Annotated in this window: 12 protein-coding genes and 1 pseudogene; 10 read left to right on the plus strand and 3 right to left on the minus strand. The window is 44.6% G+C overall.

Annotation, left to right across the window (positions count from 1 at the left end):
* Nucleotides 1-26 precede the first annotated feature (26 nt).
* The 3 genes from ONT19_RS14605 to ONT19_RS14615 form a co-directional block, all read right to left on the minus strand.
* A complete protein-coding gene (locus tag ONT19_RS14605; protein WP_437183513.1) occupies nt 27-1931 on the minus strand; it encodes a GH32 C-terminal domain-containing protein in 1905 nt (634 codons plus the stop codon).
* Nucleotides 1932-2107: 176 nt separating this feature from the next.
* Complete coding sequence (locus tag ONT19_RS14610; RefSeq protein WP_264953184.1) at nt 2108-3310, minus strand: ATP-binding protein; 1203 nt, start codon at nt 3308-3310, stop codon at nt 2108-2110.
* 296 nt (nt 3311-3606) lie between these two features.
* Nucleotides 3607-5874, minus strand: a complete 2268-nt coding sequence (locus tag ONT19_RS14615; protein WP_437183514.1) for a TonB-dependent receptor — start codon at nt 5872-5874, stop codon at nt 3607-3609.
* 505 nt (nt 5875-6379) lie between these two features.
* Here ONT19_RS14615 and ONT19_RS14620 point away from each other — a divergent pair.
* From ONT19_RS14620 to ONT19_RS14665, 10 genes and pseudogenes are all read left to right on the plus strand, one after another.
* Entirely contained in the window at nt 6380-6817 is a 438-nt protein-coding gene (locus ONT19_RS14620; protein ID WP_089543290.1) for a transposase, read from the plus strand.
* A 2-nt stretch (nt 6818-6819) separates the two neighbouring features.
* Entirely contained in the window at nt 6820-7722 is a 903-nt protein-coding gene (locus ONT19_RS14625) for an IS3 family transposase (RefSeq protein ID WP_158577301.1), read from the plus strand.
* 223 nt (nt 7723-7945) lie between these two features.
* Nucleotides 7946-8548, plus strand: a pseudogene (locus ONT19_RS14630) (PD-(D/E)XK nuclease domain-containing protein); the annotation flags it as partial.
* Nucleotides 8545-10059, plus strand: coding sequence for an AraC family transcriptional regulator (locus ONT19_RS14635; protein ID WP_264953187.1), 1515 nt, complete (start codon nt 8545-8547; stop codon nt 10057-10059). The pseudogene ONT19_RS14630 and the gene ONT19_RS14635, both read left to right, overlap by 4 nt.
* Before the next feature lie 179 nt (nt 10060-10238).
* The gene (locus tag ONT19_RS14640; protein ID WP_264953189.1) at nt 10239-13352 is read left to right on the plus strand and encodes a SusC/RagA family TonB-linked outer membrane protein; all 3114 of its coding nucleotides are present in this window, start codon (nt 10239-10241) and stop codon (nt 13350-13352) included.
* Nucleotides 13353-13383: 31 nt separating this feature from the next.
* Nucleotides 13384-15120, plus strand: a complete 1737-nt coding sequence (locus ONT19_RS14645; RefSeq protein ID WP_264953191.1) for a RagB/SusD family nutrient uptake outer membrane protein — start codon at nt 13384-13386, stop codon at nt 15118-15120.
* 44 nt (nt 15121-15164) lie between these two features.
* Complete coding sequence (locus tag ONT19_RS14650) at nt 15165-16883, plus strand: DUF4980 domain-containing protein (RefSeq protein WP_264953193.1); 1719 nt, start codon at nt 15165-15167, stop codon at nt 16881-16883.
* A 163-nt stretch (nt 16884-17046) separates the two neighbouring features.
* The gene (locus ONT19_RS14655; protein WP_264953194.1) at nt 17047-18198 is read left to right on the plus strand and encodes an MFS transporter; all 1152 of its coding nucleotides are present in this window, start codon (nt 17047-17049) and stop codon (nt 18196-18198) included.
* A gap of 47 nt (nt 18199-18245) precedes the next feature.
* Nucleotides 18246-19136, plus strand: coding sequence for a carbohydrate kinase family protein (locus ONT19_RS14660; protein ID WP_264953195.1), 891 nt, complete (start codon nt 18246-18248; stop codon nt 19134-19136).
* A gap of 312 nt (nt 19137-19448) precedes the next feature.
* Entirely contained in the window at nt 19449-20465 is a 1017-nt protein-coding gene (locus ONT19_RS14665; protein ID WP_117727150.1) for a branched-chain amino acid aminotransferase, read from the plus strand.
* Nucleotides 20466-20885: the final 420 nt, after the last annotated feature.

Genomic DNA, 20885 nt, shown 5'->3' on the forward strand with positions numbered 1-20885 from the left:
AATTCGACCATACAATATCTACGTGATTACAAGCCAAGTTTATGAACCTTCAGATTCTTGAATTCAGCCTTGCCATCCTGAGTGTAGAGCTTCACATTCTCGTATGGAGCTACAGGGAAGACGAGGTTGGTCATGGCGATGCGACCGCCATCTACGAAGAGCTCTACAGATGACTTATCTACGAAGATATCAACATGATAGGTCTTCTTGCCATCCTCGCAAAGACTCAATGGAGCCCAGGTAGCCAGGGCGAAATCGTTCTTGTAGTTGATGGAGTTGGCGATGCGGGCAGGCTCCTTGCCTTCTGCAGCACGCTGCTTGTCCCAAGCCAACTCGATATCGTGAGGAACTGCCTGCTTGCCAAAATCGGTCAAACCGCTCTCTGTTCTATCCATCACTACCTTGCCCTGCTTCATATCGAAGTAGATCATGGTACGCTCACGCTTGTTGTTAGAAATCTCAATACCGGCAATGCCGTTGGCATCTGGAGTTACATCAGCCTCAATCTCGAAAGCTCCCTCCATATTGGCAGCAACACCAGCAAGCATCTTTTCGCCGACGACAGAAGCATCTGCTACATTCTTGGTGTCCTTACGCAATGCATAAACCTCAGGAGCTACATCTTCTGAAATATAATACTTGCCATTCTTCTCGTAAAGCTTCAACTCTCGAGGCAAACCATTGGCACCACGATTCTGCTTGAACGGAGTAAGGTTGGCATACTGCCAGTTGCTCATCCAGGTGATACCCAATACTCGGTCGCCTGTGTTTGAGAAGGTAACGGTAGCATAGTGATCCTTACCCCAATCGAGCCACTTCACATCGTGGGCATCAGGACAAGTAAACTTTTTGCCATCGAAATCGCCTACGAAATACTCGGTTGCACTGCCACCAAACCAGCAACCTGGATTGATATTCATGGTCATCACCCACTTCATCTTCTTCTTATCACCATTTACAGGCAACTGGAAGAAGTCTGGGCACTCATACTGGCATGGCTGCTGACCCAAACCCTTACCAAAGGCACTCACGTAAGTCCATTTCTTGAGATTCTTTGACTTGTAGAAGCGGGTCTCCTTATCAGCAGAAACAATCATATACCAGCATTTTCCCTTCTCATACCAGAACACCTTAGGGTCACGGAAGTCCTTCAAGCCATCGAATGGAGTCAACACTGGGTTGCCCTCGTACTTGGTAAAGGTACGACCATTGTCATTGCTATAAGCGATGCACTGCACCTCATCATGGTTTACACTACTGTTGTTGGTATAGATGGCGATGATGGCATTCTTGCCGAAACCTGCCGTATTCTTCTTATCCACAACCGAACTACCAGAGAAGATATGACCTACAGGGTCGCGGGCGATGGCTGGATCGAGGTGTTCCCAATGAACGAGGTCCTTGCTTACGGCATGTCCCCAGTGCATATTGCCCCACTTACTTCCGTATGGGTTATACTGGAAATAGAGATGATACTCACCATCCTTATACACCATTCCGTTAGGGTCGTTCATCCAACCATAGAGCGGAGTGAAGTGATAAGATGGGCGATAGTAATCGGTATTGGTGGTGTCGAATGTATCGCTGAGCTTGAGCAAGTTGAGTGCCAAAGCATCCTTCTTCAGACCAAGAATCTTGACTGTAGCAGTCTTACCCTTGCCCAAAGCAAAAGGCACATAGTAATCAGAACCATTCTGAGCCAGGCGAACGTCCATCCAGGTATCATCCTTAGAACCTGTATCGAGCAAAACCTGAGCCTCATCCTTCTCTTCCTGGATAGGGAGAAGAAGATACTTGGTAGGATTCTCCACCTTGATGATAGTAGTATCACCCTTGTGTTCGATGTTCATCTTCTGTGCAAAAGCAGAAGTGGTAGCTGATGCCATCAACATGAGGCAGGCAGCCTTTGTAATCATTGAATTGGATTTCATGATTTTTTCTTTTTTAAATTGTTAGCGTTATTGTTTAAAATTCTGCTGCAAAGGTAAGGATAAAGCAGGAATTATCATATAAATCTCGTTTCATCCGATACAAAAAATCGTTCATGCAACATCTTTTGCAGTGCATGAACGATTCTTTTCCTCACATCTCCTTGGAGGCAACAAGACTATACTTCCCCCATCAGCCATTTCAACGCATTGATTCGCTTGATACCATCATAATCTGCCGTCGGGTCTTCATCGAGCGTCAAGATATACTTGGGATATTGGTCCTTGATTTGCTGAAGCGAAGCGAGTTCGCGCTTCAAGGTCTTCTCATCCCTTACCGTTGCAGCTACCTGATAATAGGTTAAGTCATTCTCGTCGATAGCAACAAAATCAACCTCCAAATTATCCATCTTGCCTATATACACTTTCTTCTGCCGACGCAAGAGTTCCAGAAAAACGATATTTTCCAAAATGCGCCCTGCATCAAAAGAGCGAGAGCCAAGCAACATACGTCGCAAACCAATATCAACCAGATAGTATTTTCCCAAAGTTTTGAGGAGTTGCTTACCCTTGATGTTATATCGCTTCACTTCATACAAGAAGAAAGACTCGCAAAGGGTTGACAGGTATTTCTCCACGGTCTTTTGGTCAATCTTTCGCCCATCAGCCGACATCAAGTCTGCAATACGTTTCGTCGAGAGAATATTGCCGATATTATCTGCCGTAAAACGTATCACGCTCTCCAACATCATCACATCAGAAAGTTTATTTCGACTCATGATGTCCTTTACCACTATCGTATTGTAAACAGCATTCAAGTAATCGCTAATCTCATTCGCCGTATCCAACTCCAATGTATATGGGAAACTGCTCTTGCTCACATATTCTATATATGTCTGTGGAAGTTGATCCGTACCACCGATACCTTCCGCATACTCCTTGAAAGACAACGGAAGCATCGCAATCTCTACATACCTGCCAGACAAGAGTGTAGCTATCTCGCTAGAAAGCATGTAGGCATTCGAACCCGTCACATATAAATCAACTGTTGGCTTCAAATTAAGACTATTGATGATATCCGGAAAATCCGTGACATGCTGTATCTCATCAAAAAAGATGTAAGTCATCTTATCTTGCTGTATCAAAGGTTTGACATAAGAATACAGTTTTCTCGGGTCTCGCAATTCAAAATAGTCATAGTCCTCAAAATTGAGATAGATGATTTGCTCTTGCATTACTCCATGAGCTATCAGCCAGTCACGATAAATCTCCATAATGGTCGATTTACCACAACGGCGGATGCCTGTTATCACCTTGATAAGCTTTTTATCCTTGAAAGCTATCAGCTTTTGCAGATAGTTATGTCGTTCTATTCTCTTCATTTTTGTATTTTTACATGTCACGCTGCAAATATACATATTTTTTAGGAATCTACATACTAAAAGTGCGATTATTTAGAAAGTTTTAGGAATTGATTCCTAAAACTTTTCTTTTACGGACGTTTTTAGGAAGACAAACACTAAAACTCCTCTATTTTATTAATCATGACTGATAAAAACACTCTTTTCACCTATTTTATTATGGAAAAACAGCGTTTTCTCCAAAGTTCAAAATCCAAACAAGAAAAAGGCAGCACTATACAATATAGTACTGCCTTATCTTATTATGTTTGAACTAATTAGAACTTCAGCGAAGCTGTGAATTCTACCGTGAATGGACGGAGATAGCTACCCGTCATTATCTGGTTCTTGATTCCCTTGGCCTCATCCTTGGTAATCAGCTCGGCACCTGCGATACTACCCTTGGCACCAGTCTGGTTGAGGAAGTTGACTACGGTGCAGCCGAGAGCCAAGCGCTTGGTTGCCTGCCAGTTCAAGCCTCCGAAAGTCTCCCAGTGACCATTGAAGTAATATGCCTCGTTGATGTTGGCGTAGGTCTTGCTGAAGTAACGGAAACTGGTCCAGAGCTTAATGTCCTTGGTAATCATGTAGCTAGGATCCAACTCGATGAGAATCTGAGGAATCTCGGCTACGATATTACCTGTGGCATTGATGTTGCCAACATAGCCATCGCTGAAGGTGATGCAGGTTTCATACTTCTTGTAAGTTGGCTTCTGATAAGTGAAGAGGAAGTGGAAATCGAATCCCTTGAAAGGATGAGCCACAGCATCGGTTGTCCAACCCCATGTCTGGATATCGTAAGTCATTGGCGCAGCCTTGATCTCCCTGCCATGCTGCAGGTTCAGAGTTGAGTTGTTGTTGGTCTTTGAGATGTAAGAGAACAACGATGTCAAACTCAGCCAAGAGTTGTTGTAGTAGATACCTGCACGACCGAGTGGCACAGAAATCTTACCTGTATTTGGCAATGTAGCTGGAGCAAAAGCCTCGAACTTAGGATGCTGCACAATGTAAGTGAAATCGCCAGTGAAGCCGAAGTTATCGGTCAACTTATAAGTTGCTGCTACAGAGAAATCGTAGTTCAACCAGCTGTAACTCAAGTCTGCTGGTGCAATCTTAGTTCCATCTGCTGCCGTAGCACCGAGATGGTAATCTGTGAAACGACCAACAAAATCACCGTTTGCATTCTTCACTGCTGCGTTTTCACCCTTCAGCTTCTGCCACTCCAAACGTGCACCATAGTAGAGGTTCAACTTATTGGTCACGTCCCAATCGTGGGTGAAGTAGAGAGCCAGTTTGTTTTCGCTTCCCTTGTAATACTCAGATGCGTTCTTGTTGAAATCATAGAAATAGCTGTTGCGCTGGTTGGCATCCCAGACACGCAACGCATAACTGCCATCAGATGGAACGCTCTGATCATACATGGTTGTATTTGAGCAATAATCAATATGGTAGAACCACTCGTTCACGCCAAGGCGGAAGGTGGAAGTTCTGAATTTCTTGCTGAGTTCGGTAGTGAAGAGAGCCTCATCGATGGTTCCGGAATTGAGGCAAGACATACGGGTCTGCACATACTGACCATCGTAAGACTTGGTTTGTCCATCGATATCACGATACATATAATTATATACACCCTTGTTAGCCTCGTTCTTCAAATCGATGATAGACATTGGTGACTGGTAAACCATCGCACCACGTGAGTGATCGTACTTCAAGGTAGCCTTCCAGTTCAAACCGTTGTTAAAACGGTAGTTGTTCATCAGGGTTACCTCGCTTGTCTTGTTCAGACAGGCATCGTAGAGAGAGGTCTGCTCCAGTTTGCCGGTACGCATATCGCGATAAGTCATCTCATTATCAATAGGAAGATAAGAGGTGGTTCCGAGCTTGAAGTTGCCATACTCCTTCACGCTTCCATCACCTACATAAATGAATGGAGCACTCTGGGTGGCATAGTTATATACATTATGACTGTTGGCATACTTATACATAGCGGTAAATTCACCACGGTTGCCGTTATACTTCTTGGTGAGGAGCGCCTTGTAAATCTGAGTACGGTCCTGATAAGGAGTTGACTTGATCTTGAAGGTTCCCGGGTCGAAATCCTGATACATATTAAAGCTGTAGTACCAGTCGCTTCCCAAGTCGCCATTCATATTCAAAGAGAATTCCTGCAATCCGAAGTGATTGCTCTTGTAATTCAAAGTACCATTGAAACCTTTCTGACCCTTCTGGGTGAAAGAGTTCACGGCATAACCGATATTACCGGTAGTGATGGCTGTTTCAGCTATCTTGAGCAAACCCTGATGGCTCAAACTTGCATCGCCACGCCAGATTGTATTCACAGAGTGCGGATTGGTTGCGTAAGTAACAGGCAATCCATTCTCCAATACATTGACATCGGCAGATGGAAGACCTATCTGAATCTCACGAGGACCATTCGCACTGGCAGCATTGAGCATCACATTACGATTACCCTCTTCCTTCGCACTAGAATTATCATCCTGTGCAAAAGCTGCTGTAACATTAACTAATGAAAGTGCAAGCATCATGGCTGCGCTCTTTCCATTGAAAAAGTTGTTCATAACCTTATTCGTTTAATTTTGTTAGCATTATTGTTTTGATTTCTGGTGCAAAAGTACATAAAGGTCTGAACAGCGGCTTAAAAAATCATTTCATCGAATAAAAAAATCCGTTCATTGTAACATAATTGCTATTACATGAACGGAATTTCACACTTTTCTGCGGTTTAACTAATACTTTCTTCTCTACTATTTTTTACAGAACTTTCGCAAGTAAGCTCCACATGCCTTAACAGGGCAGAAGGTACTGTGGTATAAGTCCGTAATACTGAAGACTCACTTGATGGTGGCAGGACGTAGCTGAAAATGCGTCGCGACGTAGCTTACGCTACATCGCGACGCGTCGGTTGTTACGTCGGGACGTATCAGATGCCGCATCAGGACGTAATTTAAAACGGTTCGTCTAAGACATTACGGAAAAGCTATGTGTACTTCCCTGAAAAAGGTTGTCACTTAGGAACAAACAGAAGTGACAATGAAACGTAAGACAAGAATTGAACGTGTGTATAATGAGGACACTGGTTGGTTTGAGACCCGTGAGGTAGAGTTGAATAGCTACTCTTTTACAGATGATGATCGTATCATGATAGTTCGAGAGTATATGGAGAGTGGGCTCCCAGCAGAAGAAATCATCAAGAAATACTATATAAGCAGTCGTACAGTGCTATTTTCTTGGATGGATAAGTTCTTAAATGAAAAAGATTTGTTATCTTTGCCGCCAGAAGACCAAAACCGTGACGATATGGCAAAGACAACAAATGAACAGTTGAAAGAGAAAGATGCAGAGATTAAGCGTCTCCGCAAGGCTTTGGAGTTAGAGAAGCTTCGCTCTAAGGCATTCTCCACCATGATTGACCTCGCAGAAGAAACCTTCAATATTCCTGTGAGAAAAAAATCTGGTACCAAACAGTAAGCTTGCTCCGCACAGAGTGCCAGAGTCAAGGTTTAGGCACTCTATGCGGGCTGTTTGGTTTCACCCGGCAAGCATATAATAAGCGCAATGTCTCTGACGGCTTTGCTGAAGATGTCATTGAGTCTATCATCATTGAAAAGGCACGTGAGTATCGTAAGTCAAATCCTGGCTTAGGAGCTGTAAAGTTGCATGCCATATTGAAACAGATGTTTGAGGATACAGGCTGCTTCCCTGGTCGTGACGCATTTATTGAGATGCTGCGTAAGCATGGGCTCATGGTGCGTATAAAGCGCCGTAGGCGCTATAAGACAACAGATTCCGACCATAATTACCGCAAATATCCAAACTTGATTAAGGGAGTAGTTCCTACCCATCCGAACCAGATTTGGGCAAGTGACATCACCTATGTTGAAACCAATGAAGGTGTGTGCTACCTCTCGCTTATAACAGACCTGTATTCCCATAAAATCGTTGGATGGGCTGTTGGTCCAACATTAGAAACTGTATATCCATTAGAAGCGCTTAAAATGGCATATAAAAGCATTGATGAAGAAACTGCAAAAGGACTCATCCATCACTCTGACAGAGGAAGCCAGTATTGCAGTCAGAATTATGTGTCTATCCTAAAAAGTCATGGCTCACAAATAAGTATGACTCAAACAGGAGATCCTTTGGAGAATGCCATAGCAGAACGTGCAAACGGCATTTTAAAAACGGAATGGCTTTATAGGATGACAATTCCTACTCGTAAAGTATGTAAGAAGGAACTGACCAGGATTATTGCGTTTTATAACGACGAAAGACCGCATATGAGTATCGGTAATCAAACACCATCTGTTGCACATACTCAAGCGGGGCCACAGCAGAAAATGTGGAAAAATCCTTGGGAAAATTCTTCTAATTAGTTGAAAATGTGTATCTTTGCATTTGAAAGAATATCATCACCGTAACCTTTCTAGGGATAGCTCCTTAAAAAGAGTAACCTAGTTAGGTATAATGGGGATTCGCTGACAACCCATATAGTGATAAAATTAAAAATGCGTAACTCATTTAGTGATAAGAAAAATAGATAGTAACATATTTAGTTTAACCATCCTAAAGGTGACAACTTTTTCACGTATAAGACAGGGAACTCGTGGCTCCAAGCTCATTCTGGGCATTCCGAACAATAATGTCCGCAAGCAGTATTATGGTTATCTGGAAGAGGAGTATCAGGCAAAGGCTTATGTGGATGTCAACCAGCTCACCGATTACTATTATGATATGGCATACGATGGTAAGTGGGATGAAGGATTGCGCTTCATGGCAGATGCCTATGCCAAGGTTTCATCGGTGCGTGATGGCATTGAGGCTGAGCGAAACCTGCAGGGATTCTTCATGGCTTATCTGAATCTGAATGATTATTATATCACGGCTCCAGAGTTAGAGTTGAATCATGGCTATTGTGATTTCTTCCTTTTGCCGGACCTTACCCATTATGCCAGTCAGCATAGCTACATTCTGGAATTGAAGGTTCTTTCTAAGAAAGATTTCTCTGCGATAGTTGAAGGTGAGTTTACGGAAGATGGCAAGCCTATGACCAAGGCCGAGAAACAGTGGCGTGAGGCTGTAGAACAGATTCATCGATATGCTGAGGCTCCAAGGGTTGAGGCTTTGCGCCAAGGCACAAAACTCCATCTCATCATCATGCAGTTTGAGGGGTGGGAACTTAAACGGATGGAAGAAGTATGAAATTAATGAAAAGACTCTATATTATATTAATAGTATTACTTAGTAGTATGCTTCTTCTTCTGGATTCATGCACCCAGAAGAAGATGGTGATTGGTGTGTCGCAATGTTGCAGCGGAGTTTGGCGCGAGAAGGTGAATAATGAGATGCGACTGGCGCAGTATCAATATAAGAATGTGGATTTGCTGTTTACTACTGCAGAGAACGACGGGCAACGCCAGGCTCGCCAGATAGACAGTATGATAGCCAGGAAGGTAGATTTAATCGTGGTGGCCCCTGATAACGTGAATGATGTTACTCCCGCCATCGAGCGAGCTTATCGTGCGCATATCCCGGTTATTCTCTTTGACAGAAAGGTAAAGACAACCCATTATACAGCTTCCATCGGTGGCGATAATGTAGAAGCGGGTAGGGAAGTAGCCCGCTTTCTTGCCAGGAAGCTGGATGGAAAAGGTACCGTTGTTGAGATTACGGGCTTGAAGGATGCTTCTCCTGTCATCGAGCGCCATCGTGGTTTTCAAGAGGTGATGAAGAATTACCCGGGAATCAAGGTGGTTACCCTGGAAAGCAACTGGAAGATGGAACGTGCCCAGGAGTTGATGAAGCAATATCTGGATAAGGGCGGACATGCGGATGGCGTGTTCGGACATAGCGACCTGGGAGCCATAGGAGCCTTTCTGGAAGCAGAGAGACGAGGCATTGATAAGCAGATGCTGATAGTAGGCATTGATGGATTGCCTGGAGAATGGGAAGGAGTGGATAGAGTGAAGAGAGGACAGTTTGCAGCTTCTTATGTCTATCCTACCCAGGGCGAAAAGATTATGGAATTGGCGATGAATATCCTTCAGGGTAAATCCTATAAGAAGGATAATGTGATGAAATCATTTCTTGCTACCCAGGAAAACTGCGATGCCATCGCCCTACAATATCAGGATTTGGTAGCCAAGATGAAGAATCTGGATCAGATTTCTGACAGTCTTGATTCTTATTCAAAGGTTTCCCGTATCCAGAAATGGATGCTTTTGATCGCCTTTATTGTAGTTCTGATTCAGTTCTTTGTCATCTACTATATATATAAGGTATATAGAAAGAAGCTGCAGAAACAGAAAGCCGTGGCTCGTGGCTTTATCGAGAACAAGGAGGGCTGGGCTGCTGAACTGAATCATCTGGATGAGAGTGATCGTTACTTCATGGATCGTTTCAAGAAGAAAATCCTTGAGAATATGGGCAATGCTGATATGAAGATGGATGATTTGGGAGCCCAGATGCAGTTGAGCAAGGTGCAGCTCTATCGCAAGGTGAAGGCTATGACAGGAAAAACGCCTGCCGAGCTCCTGAAAGAGATGCGCCTGCAGAGAGCCTATACCCTCTTGCAGCAAACAGACAAGACAATCTCTGAAGTTTCGGCAGAAGTAGGCTTTGCGTTACCGGGCTATTTCTCTTCCTGTTTCAAGAAGCAGTTTGGAGTTCTTCCTACCGATTTTAGAAATGAACAGGCATCTAAAAAGAAATAGTTTTCTAACTCCTTTAAAATAAGTATTTTAAAATCGTGGCGTAAGATTCGAAAATCGTTTCATGTAACATAATTACTGTTGCAGGAACGATTTTTTTTATTTATGTTACCATTCTTTGCCTAATTTTGCGGCAGAAATTAAAATAAAACAATTTTGAAACTTAAAACGTTAGAAATAGTATGAACAATCTTTCAAGATTACTGATGAGCTCTGCGCTCTGTACTGTTTGCACCGTAGCTAGTGCACAACAGGTAAATGTAAATGGCATTGTGAAAGATGCTGCTGGTGAGACAGTCATTGGTGCATCTGTCATGGTGAAAGGCACAAAGACTGGTACTGTTACCGACTTTGATGGTAACTTTCATGTAGAATGTGCTCCTGGTTCCACACTTGTTATATCTTATATTGGATATAAGACGCAAGAAGTAAAGGCTTCAGACAATATGGAGGTAACACTTCAGGAAGATGCCAACGACTTGCAGGAAGTAGTTGTAACAGGTTATACCACTCAGAAGAAGGCAGACTTGACCGGTTCCGTGGCTGTGGTTTCAACCAAGAACCTGAAGACAAGTTCAGAGACAGACCCGATGCGTGCTTTGCAGGGGCGTGTTCCTGGTATGACTGTTACTACTGATGGTTCTCCTATTGGTTCAGGAACCGTGCGTATTCGTGGTATCGGTTCTTTCAACTCTTCTCAGGACCCTCTTTATATCATAGATGGTGTACCTACCAATATGGCTTTGAATACCCTCAATACAAATGATATCGAGAGTATGCAGGTTTTGAAAGATGCTGCATCAGCTTCTATCTATGGTTCCCGTGCTTCGAATGGTGTCATCATCATCACCACCAAGAAAGGTAAGAAGGGTAGCAAGGTGGCTGTTGACTTCTCTGCCAACCTAACTGCACAGTTCTATTCCAACCAGTCGAAGATGAAGTTGATGAACTCCAGCCAGTATGCTACTGCGATGGCTCAGGCTGCCCTGAACGATGGACTCGATCCTGTGGCTTATGCTGCCAACTACGGCATCGACTTGAATGCGGCCTCTGGTACTCCAATCACCGTTTGGAATCCTGCTACCAACCAGTATCAGAACTATACTATCAATGGTCGATATGACGGCTACATCAATGCCAAGAAAACCATGCGATTCTCTGATACCGACTGGCTCGATGAAATCTCTCGCACTGGTTTCTCGCAGAACTACGACCTCTCTGTATCTCATGCCAATGACAAGCATAGCGCTATGTTCTCCTTGGGATACAAGAACAATGAGGGTGTCTTGAAATATACCGACTTCGAGAATATCTCAGCTCGTTTGAATACTTCTTGGAATTTAAACAAGATCGTAACCGTAGGTGAGAATTTGACTTTGACTTATACCTCTCAGGTAGATTGCCATCCGATGGAGAATGCCTTGAAGATGCCTTCCATTGTTCCGGTTTACGAAGAAGATGGCAAGACCTTCGCTGGTCCTGTAGGAAGTATGGCCGACCGTCAGAACCCTTGTCGTGAGCAGTATCAGAACCGCAATAACCACCTCGACTACTGGCGCATCTTCGGTAATGCTTTCGTAGAATTGAAGCCTGTCAAGGGATTGACCCTGCGTTCTAACTTCGGTTTGGATTTCAAAACGTCGTTTATCAATGCGATGACGAATACTTATCATTCCGATATTGTCAACAATGACATCGCCAAGACAACGCTCTCGAATAACAATGAGACCAACTGGACATGGTCTAACACAGCCCAGTACGTTACCCAGATTGGCAAGCACAACATTGATGTACTCGGTGGTATGGAATTTTCCAAGCAGTCGGTTATCGATTTCTCTGCCTATTCAGAAGGCTATGCGCTGGAAGATAAAGATTATATGTGGCCAAATGCTGCCACGGGAACGATGCGTAACTCGGGTGCAAAGTTTGGTTATCGCCTGGCTTCTTTCTTTGGAAAGGTGAACTACAACTGGGATGATCTCCTCCTGGCTTCCTTTACTATCCGTCATGATGGTTCATCCCGATTTGGTAAGGCACATCGCTGGGGTACTTTCCCTGCTGCATCACTCGGTTTCAGATTCTCTAATCTCCTGAAGAAGGATTGGTTGGATGATGCCAAGTTGCGACTCTCTTGGGGTCAGACAGGTAACCAGGCTATCGACAACAATGCACAGTTTGGTCTTTATGTAGTGGATTACGGATTAGACCGTGTAACCTCTACTGCATACGACCTCTTCCTGCAAGGTTCAGGTACCTTCCCTTCTGGTTATCGTGCCACACAGTTGGCTAACCCTAACTTGAAATGGGAGGCTGCTACCCAGTATAACGTAGGTTTGGATTACACCCTGTTTGGCAACACCCTCTATGGTACAGTGGATGCCTATATTAAGAATGTGAAGGATATGTTGATTAATCCTGCTTATCTGGGTGCAACTGGTGAAGGTGGAAATTCATGGCAGAATGGTCCTTCGCTCCGCAACTGGGGTATGGAGTTCACCGTGGGCTATCGCAAGACCTTGGCTAATGGACTTGGCATTGACGTGAACGGCAATCTGGATTTTTTCCGCAACAAGGTTACTTATTTGCCAGCATCAACAACAGGTGCTTACGCTCACACATCTAAGGAAAACCTGGTGCAGAGTGGCAAGTCTTATGGTTCTATCGTAGGTTATGTAGCCGATGGAATTTTCCAGAATCAGGAAGAAGTAGATAAGTCTGGACAGCCAAACGCACGTGTCGGTGGATTGAAATACAAGGACTTAGATGGTAAAAATGGAATTACTTCAGATGACCAGACTTGGATTTTCGACCCTGTGCCAGCCTTCTCTTATGGTTTGAATATTGCTCTCAACTACAAGGGCTTTGATTTCAGTATGTTCTGGCAGGGTGTCTATGACCAGGATGTGTATAACAACCAAAAGTTCCAGACCGACTTCTGGGCTATTACTGATGGTGGTTCTAACAAGGGAACCCGTTTGCTCGATGCTTGGAATACCAACAATACCGGTTCTTCTATCCCACGTCTGAGCACCATGAATACAGCTGATGAGGGTCGTGCTTCCTCTTACTACGTTGAGAATGGATCTTACTTGAAGTTGCGTACCTTGCAGGTGGGTTACACCATCCCAAGCAGCATCCTCTCTAAGTTGAAGATGACAAGTGCCCGTGTCTATCTCTCAGGTCAGAATCTTTTGACCATCAAGAGCAATAGCCTGACTTGTTCAGACCCAGAGAATCCAAACTGGAACTATCCGCTTTCAACATCCGTATCATTCGGACTTCAGGTAGGTTTCTAAAATGTTTCATATTTTTAAAGAGAATTCTAAGATGAAAAAGTTATATACAATGGTGCTTGCAGCAGCACTGGTAGGAACATTCACCAGTTGTGATGATTTCCTGGATTACACCCCAACAGCTGTGGTTGATGAAGACAAGGCTTTCAGCGAGCCAGACAAGATGGTAAACAGTGCCTATGCGATGTTGGGCGACTGTTGGTATTCTTACCCATTCAACCTTTGGCCATATGGTGACCTTTCTTCAGACGATTGCTTGAAGGGTGGCGGTGGCACCGGTGACACCGGTTATCACGATGTGGAGATCTGGAGTACCTTAACCTCTACTAAGGGCGAACTCGACGAGTTATGGTATCGTCTCTATTGTGCCGTTTCCCGTTGCAACCGTGCTTTGGTTTCTTTGCAACAGAATGGTGAGAGCACACTGGGTGCTGAGGTAACCAAGCAGCGTGAGGCTGAGGTTCGCTTCCTCCGTGCTCATTTCTATTTCAAGTTACTTAGCATGTATCGTCAGATTCCTTGGATAGACGAGAAGGTTTATGAGGATAAAACAACAGAGAGCACATCAAACACTCAGTTTACTTACGAGGAATTGTGGCAAAAGGTGATTGCCGACTTCCAGACTGCATACGATGTACTTCCTGCTAAGCAGAAGGATGGCGGTCGTGTCAACAAGATTGCTGCCGCAGGTTATCTGGCCAAATGTTATCTTACCATTGCCTGGGGTGATGGTTATGAGGCAACCAATGGCGTTGACCATATTAATGAGGAGTATATGCAGAAGGTAGTAGATTACACCGATGTTGTGAAGAATTCAGACTATGGTTACATGACAGATTTCGGCGACATCTTCCTGCCAGACAATAAGAACAACAAGGAGTCAGTTTTTGCTGTCCAGACTTCCGACTATAGCGAGGATCATACCACCTTCGGACGTGCCAACTGGTCTAATATGCTGAATGGCTGTTGGGGTATGTGGTCTTGCGGATGGGATTTCCACAAGCCTTCACAGGACCTGGTGAATGCCTTCAAGACCAAGAACGGACTTCCTGAGTTTGATGACTACAACAAGACTTGTGATTATCCTGTAAACGGTAAGCCTAATAGTCAGAAATGGGATCCACGTTTGTTCCATACTGTAGGAATGCCTACCTTCCCATATAAATATGAGTCAGAACACACGATGACTACAGCCAACTCTCGTACACCAAACGTTTACGGTTACTATACCTCTCTGAAGGAAGTACCACAGCGTTCAAAGGGTGAAACTTACAATGGCTCTTGGCAGGCGTTTGCGATGAACGACTATGTGCTCCGTTATAGCGATATCATGTTGATGCGTGCCGAGGCTTTGATAGAGTTAGGCAATTTGGAAGAGGCTCGTACCATTATTAATGATATCCGTCAGAGAGCCAAGAATTCTGTGGATAAGCATATTGAATATGCCAAGGATCAATGTGATATAGCCCTCTATCCGGAGTCTTATTTCCAGGATAAGGAGACGGCAAGAAAGTGTCTTCGCTGGGAGCGTCGTCTGGAAATGGCTATGGAGAACGGCCGCTTCTTCGACTTGCGCCGCTGGGGCATTGCTTCTGAGACACTGAACAAGTATTTCGAATCTGAGAAGAAAGATCAGTATGGAGAGCAAACATACGCACAATACTTGAAGGATGCCAAGTTCACACCGGGCAAGAACGAGTTCTATCCGGTTCCATATAACCAGCTGTATTACATTCCTGGTCTTTATAAGCAGAATAAGGGATATGAGTAATTACCTATCGGTATTTTTAGATAATAATTTCAGAAACTTAGACAATGAAAAAGATATTTATTTCAGCGCTTGTCGCTCTTTGCGGTTTTACCGCCAGTTATGCCCAGCAGGCTTCCTTTTTGAGCAATAATCACTGTCTCTATCGCATCAGCCAGGAGAGTCAGAACCAGAAGTGTCTCTTGCTCCCTGTGCAGGAGAGTGCGGAGATGGCCAACATCAAGGTGATTGCCGACAACAAACAGGTGAAAGCCTTCAATGTGAAGTTGGCTAAAGACCACGTAGATTATTACGTGCCTCTCTATATGAATGAGTTTGCCGGTTTGAAGGGCCTGGCTCTCGATATCCATGTAAACGGCGATTATAGCAAGGAGGGCTTGAACGCCCTCACTTGCTGGGAGAACATGAAGTTCTCTGATTCTTTCGATATGAAGAATCGTGAACAGTATCGCCCAGTTTTCCATCAAACTCCTGTTTACGGATGGATGAACGACCCAAATGGTATGTTCTATAAGGATGGCGTATGGAATCTCTACTTCCAGTATAATCCTTACGGATCACAGTGGGAGAATATGACCTGGGGACATTCTACATCTACCGACTTGGTACATTGGAAGTTCCAGGGTGCCCCTATCCAGCCAGATGCAATTGGTACCATTTTCAGCGGTTCTGCCGTTGTGGATAAGAATAATACCGCTGGTTTGGGCAAGGGTGCTGTTGTGGCTCTCTACACTTCGGCTGGTGAGAACCAGACACAGAGCATGGCTTACAGCACAGATAATGGCAAGACCTTTACCAAATATGAGGGAAATCCGATCATCACCAGCAATGTGCCTGATTTCCGTGACCCTCACATGTTCTGGAACGAGGACATCAAGAAATGGAATATGATCATGGCGGTTGGTCAGCACATGGAAATCTATTCTTCAGATAACTTGAAGGACTGGAAATACGAAAGCTCTTTTGGTGAGAAGTATGGCAACCATGGCGGTGTCTGGGAATGCCCAGACTTGATGAAGATGAAGGTTCGTGGCACCGGTAAGGAGAAGTGGATGCTTATCTGCAACATCAATCCTGGTGGACCTTCCGGAGGTTCTGCTACCCAGTATTTCATCGGTGATTTCGACGGTCATAAGTTTACTTGCGACAGTAAGCCTGAGGTTACCAAGTGGATGGATTACGGTAAGGACCACTATGCCACAGTTTCCTTTGATAATGCTCCAAACGGTCGCCGTGTGGCTATCGCCTGGATGAGCAACTGGCAGTATGCCAACCAGGTTCCTACCCAGCAGTACCGTTCAGGCAACTCTATTCCTCGCGACTTAGGTCTCTTCGAGTATAAGGGTGAAACTTATTGCAGCGTGGTTCCATCTCCAGAGATGACAGCAGCAAGAAGCAAGAAGGCAGGCAAGAAACTCACAGAATCTTGCGAGATGGTAGTGAACCTAAAGGGAAATGCTACTATCACCCTGAGCAACGACAAGGGTGAGAAGGTAGTGATGAACTACGATGCCAAGGCAGAAACCTTCTCAATGGATAGAACCAAGAGCGGTAAGGTAGATTTCAGCAAGGATTTCGCTGCAGTCACCAAGGCTCCAACCTATGGCAATATCAGCCAGCTGCGCATCTTCATCGACAAGAGCAGCATCGAGGCACTGGATGCTGACGGAAAGATGGCAATGACCAATCTCGTGTTCCCAAGCAAGCCTTACAACAAGGTTACTGTAAAGGGAAAGGGTAAGTATCAGGTTTACGACATCAAGTAACCTCATCTGTTAAGAACTGAATCTATAAGATAATTGTTTCTAAGAGTGTTACTGATGTAACAATGCAACAAAAATGGTAGCCGATGAACGATATTTTATGATATAATATACCGTTTGTCGCTACCTTTGCAGCAGAAATTCAGAAACAATAACGCTAACAATTATGAATAAATCATCAAAGTTATCAATCATCCCGGTGATGCTCTGTTTCTTCGCCATGGGATTTGTAGATTTGGTAGGCATCGCCTCCAACTACGTAAAGGAAGATCTCAACCTCAATGATGCAACAGCCAATCTGTTCCCATCGCTGGTATTCTTCTGGTTTCTCATCTTCTCGGTTCCAACAGGAATCCTGATGAATAAGATAGGTAGAAAGAAGACAGTACTCCTGTCTTTGCTCGTTACCGTTATCTCCCTCCTTTTGCCCATTTTTGGCGAAAACTTTGAACTGATGCTCGTATCATTCTCATTGCTCGGCATCGGAAATGCATTGATGCAGACTTCCCTGAACCCGCTGGTTTCTGTGGTTACATCAGGCAAGAACCTGGCTTCTACATTGACTTTCGGTCAGTTCGTCAAGGCCATCGCTTCCTTCCTGGCTCCATACATCGCTATGTGGGGTGCCATGGCAAGTATTCCAACCTTCGGTTTGGGCTGGAGAGTTCTCTTCCCAATCTATATGGTTATCGGAATCGCAGCCACTTTCTTCCTGGCTGGTACGCCTATCGAGGAAGAGAAGAACGAGGGTAAGGCTTCCGGCTTTGGCGAGTGCTTCAAGCTGCTCGGCAAACCTATCGTGCTGCTTTCCTTCATCGGTATCATGTGCCATGTAGGCATCGATGTGGGTACCAATACCACAGCTCCTAAAATTCTGATGGAGCGTCTGGGATGGACGCTGAACGAGGCTGCCTTCGCCACATCGCTCTACTTCATCTTCCGTACCATCGGATGTTTCACCGGTACCGTTTTCCTCCGCATGATGAAGACCCGCACTTTCTTCCTCATCAGCGTAGTGATGATGGCTCTGAGTATGATAGGCATGTGGGTAGGCGAGAGCAAGATGATGCTTTATATCGCCATCGCCCTCGTGGGATACGGCAACTCTAACGTCTTCTCCATGATTTTCTCTCAGGCACTTCTAGCTATGCCTGATAAGAAGAATGAGGTGAGTGGACTGATGATCATGGGACTCTTCGGTGGTACCGTCTTCCCTTTGATTATGGGCTTTGCCAGCGATGCTATGGGGCAGGTAGGTGCTGTGGCTGTCATGGCTGTAGGAGTTGTTTATCTCTTCACTTATATCCGCAAGTTATAATAAAAATCATCCGCAATCGTTTATATCGTATATAATAAGGTGTAATTATGGAAACAAAGAATTTGAATACAAAATATTGTGTAGGTTTGGGCGAAATCCTCTTTGATGTTCTCCCTAGTGGTTCTCAACTCGGCGGTGCTCCTGCCAACTTCGCTTACCACGCAGGTCAGCATGGTTTGCATTCTGTAGCCGTGAGTGCTGTGGGCAAGGATGCCTTGGGTGATACAGCTCTCCGCCTGCTCGACGAGAAGAAACTCAAGTATGTGATGCCAGAGGTAGATTTCCCTACTGGTACCGTTCAGGTGCAGCTCGACAAGGAGGGCGTTCCTACTTACGATATCAAGCAGGGTGTGGCTTGGGATAATATCCCATTCACCGATGATATCAAGGAAATTGCTGCCAATGCTGGAGCCGTATGCTGGGGTTCTCTGGCTCAGCGCAGTGAGGTTAGCCGTAAGACCATCTATACGTTCCTCGACCATACTCCAGAGGATTGTCTGAAGATTTTCGACATCAATCTCCGTCAGAACTTCTATACTCCAGAGGTGATTACCGAGAGCTTGAAGCGCTGCAATGTGTTGAAGATTAACGATGAGGAGTTGATTACCATCGGACGTCTCTTCGGTTATCCAGGTTTGGATATCGAGAACAAGTGCTGGCTGATTCTCGGCAAGTATAATCTCGATATGCTCGTGCTGACCTGCGGTGTAAACGGCAGCTATGTCTTTGCTCCGGGTGTGAAGTCATTCCAGGAGACTCCAAAGGTTGAGGTGGCTGATACCGTAGGTGCAGGCGACAGCTTTACCGGTACATTCTGTGCCAGCATCCTGAAGGGCAAGAGCATTCAGGAGGCTCACGAACTTGCCGTTAAGGTGAGTGCCTACGTTTGTACCCAGAATGGAGCGATGCCTCAGATTCCTGAGGAATACACCCGTTAACCCCGCTTCCCCTATTGGGTATATAACAATATAAGATGATAGGTTTAAAGAATAGTTGAGTTAAAGTTAATGTTAGTTAGTAAGCTGCATCCTGTTTGCGAAGAATGGGTGCAGCTTTTTCATTTTCAGAAATACAATCTCTCAATTACAATAAAAGAACCCCCTAAAATGGTAAAATGATGCCCCAAAATGGCAGAAATGAATAAAAAGATAACGTTTTCATTAAAAATATTATAAAAGAGTTGCAGATTAATAGATTATTTTGTACTTTTGCATCTAAAATATTAGTAGAACATTAAAAATATAGATGTTATGAAAGACTTAGATTGGTCTAATTTGTCATTTGGCTATCGCCAGACTGACTACAATGTTCGCTGTTACTATCGCGACGGCAAATGGGGCGAAATAGAAGTTTGCTCTGATGAGTATTTGAAATTGCACATGGCTGCAACCTGCCTGCACTATGGTCAGGAGGCATTCGAGGGCCTGAAGGCTTACCGTTGCCCAGACGGCAAGGTGCGCGTGTTCCGTATGGACGAGAACGCTGCCCGCTTGCAGAGCACATGTCGTGGTATCATGATGCCAGAGGTGCCTACAGAAATGTTCGAGGAAATGGTGAAGAAGGTGGTTCGCCTCAACCAGGAGTGGATTCCTACCTACGAGAGTGGTGCTACGCTCTATATCCGTCCGCTGCTCATCGGTACAAGTGCTCAGGTGGGTGTTCATCCTTCTAAGGAGTATTGCTTCCTTATCTTCGTAACTCCAGTGGGTCCATACTTCAAGGGTGGATTCTCTACCAACCCATACGTCATCATCCGTGATTTCGACCGTTCTGCTCCTCTCGGAACAGGTATCTATAAGGTAGGTGGTAACTACGCTGCTTCCCTCAGAGCCAACAATATCGCTCACGAGAAGGGTTATGCATGCGAGTTCTATCTCGACGCCAAGGAGAAGAAATACATGGATGAGTGTGGTGCTGCCAACTTCTTCGGAATCAAGAATAATACATACGTTACTCCTAAGAGTACATCTATCCTCCCATCTATCACCAACAAGAGCTTGATGCAGTTGGCTGAGGACCTCGGTATGAAGGTGGAGCGCCGTCAGATTCCTGAGGAGGAGCTGGATACTTTCGAGGAGGCTGGTGCATGCGGTACTGCTGCCGTAATCAGTCCTATCAGCTACATTGATGACTTGGATACAGGCAAGCGCTACAACTTCGGTGAGAAGCCAGGTCCTATCTCTAAGCACCTGTATGATACGCTCCGCGGAATCCAGTATGGTACTATTGAGGACAAGCACGGTTGGACAACTGTAGTTATTGAGTAATCAATGACTTCTTTATTGCGTAAAAACCAATATTAGAAATATAATTATGATCAGGGCACTTTGAGGAGTTCACGCTCCTTGGAGTGCTTTTTTTATGTCTTTTTATGCCCGGGGGTTAACAGAGTTAACAGTTAACAGTCGATTTTTCGATAGGCCCCCTCGCGCGTACCTTATTATAATATAATATATATATACTTATTTTTATATGTGTGTGGGGGGTACCATGCATTTTTGGGGTGTTAACTGTTAACCTGTTAACCTCTCGCTCTTTTTTCACGTCTCTGTGCTTTGCGGGGCGCAAGTCATAGAGTTGCGGGGGAAGAAGCTATGAGTTAGGATTCTTAACACATTTCAGTATCATGAAAAGCCTTACGAAAAGCTACGTAAAAACCTCATGACAGCCCTCATTTAAGCCTCTGC

The organism is Segatella copri, assembly GCF_026015625.1.
In the GTDB taxonomy this organism is placed as follows: Bacteria; Bacteroidota; Bacteroidia; order Bacteroidales; family Bacteroidaceae; genus Prevotella; species Prevotella copri_H.

Coding starts and splice junctions, on each gene's coding strand:
- ONT19_RS14635 (WP_264953187.1), top strand. CDS start 8,545: ATGAAATTAATGAAAAGACTCTATATTATATTAATAGTATTACTTAGT.
- ONT19_RS14650 (WP_264953193.1), top strand. CDS start 15,165: ATGAAAAAGATATTTATTTCAGCGCTTGTCGCTCTTTGCGGTTTTACC.
- ONT19_RS14655 (WP_264953194.1), top strand. CDS start 17,047: ATGAATAAATCATCAAAGTTATCAATCATCCCGGTGATGCTCTGTTTC.
- ONT19_RS14605 (WP_437183513.1), bottom strand. CDS start 1,931: ATGAAATCCAATTCAATGATTACAAAGGCTGCCTGCCTCATGTTGATG.
- ONT19_RS14615 (WP_437183514.1), bottom strand. CDS start 5,874: ATGATGCTTGCACTTTCATTAGTTAATGTTACAGCAGCTTTTGCACAG.
- ONT19_RS14620 (WP_089543290.1), top strand. CDS start 6,380: ATGAAACGTAAGACAAGAATTGAACGTGTGTATAATGAGGACACTGGT.
- ONT19_RS14665 (WP_117727150.1), top strand. CDS start 19,449: ATGAAAGACTTAGATTGGTCTAATTTGTCATTTGGCTATCGCCAGACT.
- ONT19_RS14645 (WP_264953191.1), top strand. CDS start 13,384: ATGAAAAAGTTATATACAATGGTGCTTGCAGCAGCACTGGTAGGAACA.
- ONT19_RS14640 (WP_264953189.1), top strand. CDS start 10,239: ATGAACAATCTTTCAAGATTACTGATGAGCTCTGCGCTCTGTACTGTT.
- ONT19_RS14610 (WP_264953184.1), bottom strand. CDS start 3,310: ATGAAGAGAATAGAACGACATAACTATCTGCAAAAGCTGATAGCTTTC.
- ONT19_RS14660 (WP_264953195.1), top strand. CDS start 18,246: ATGGAAACAAAGAATTTGAATACAAAATATTGTGTAGGTTTGGGCGAA.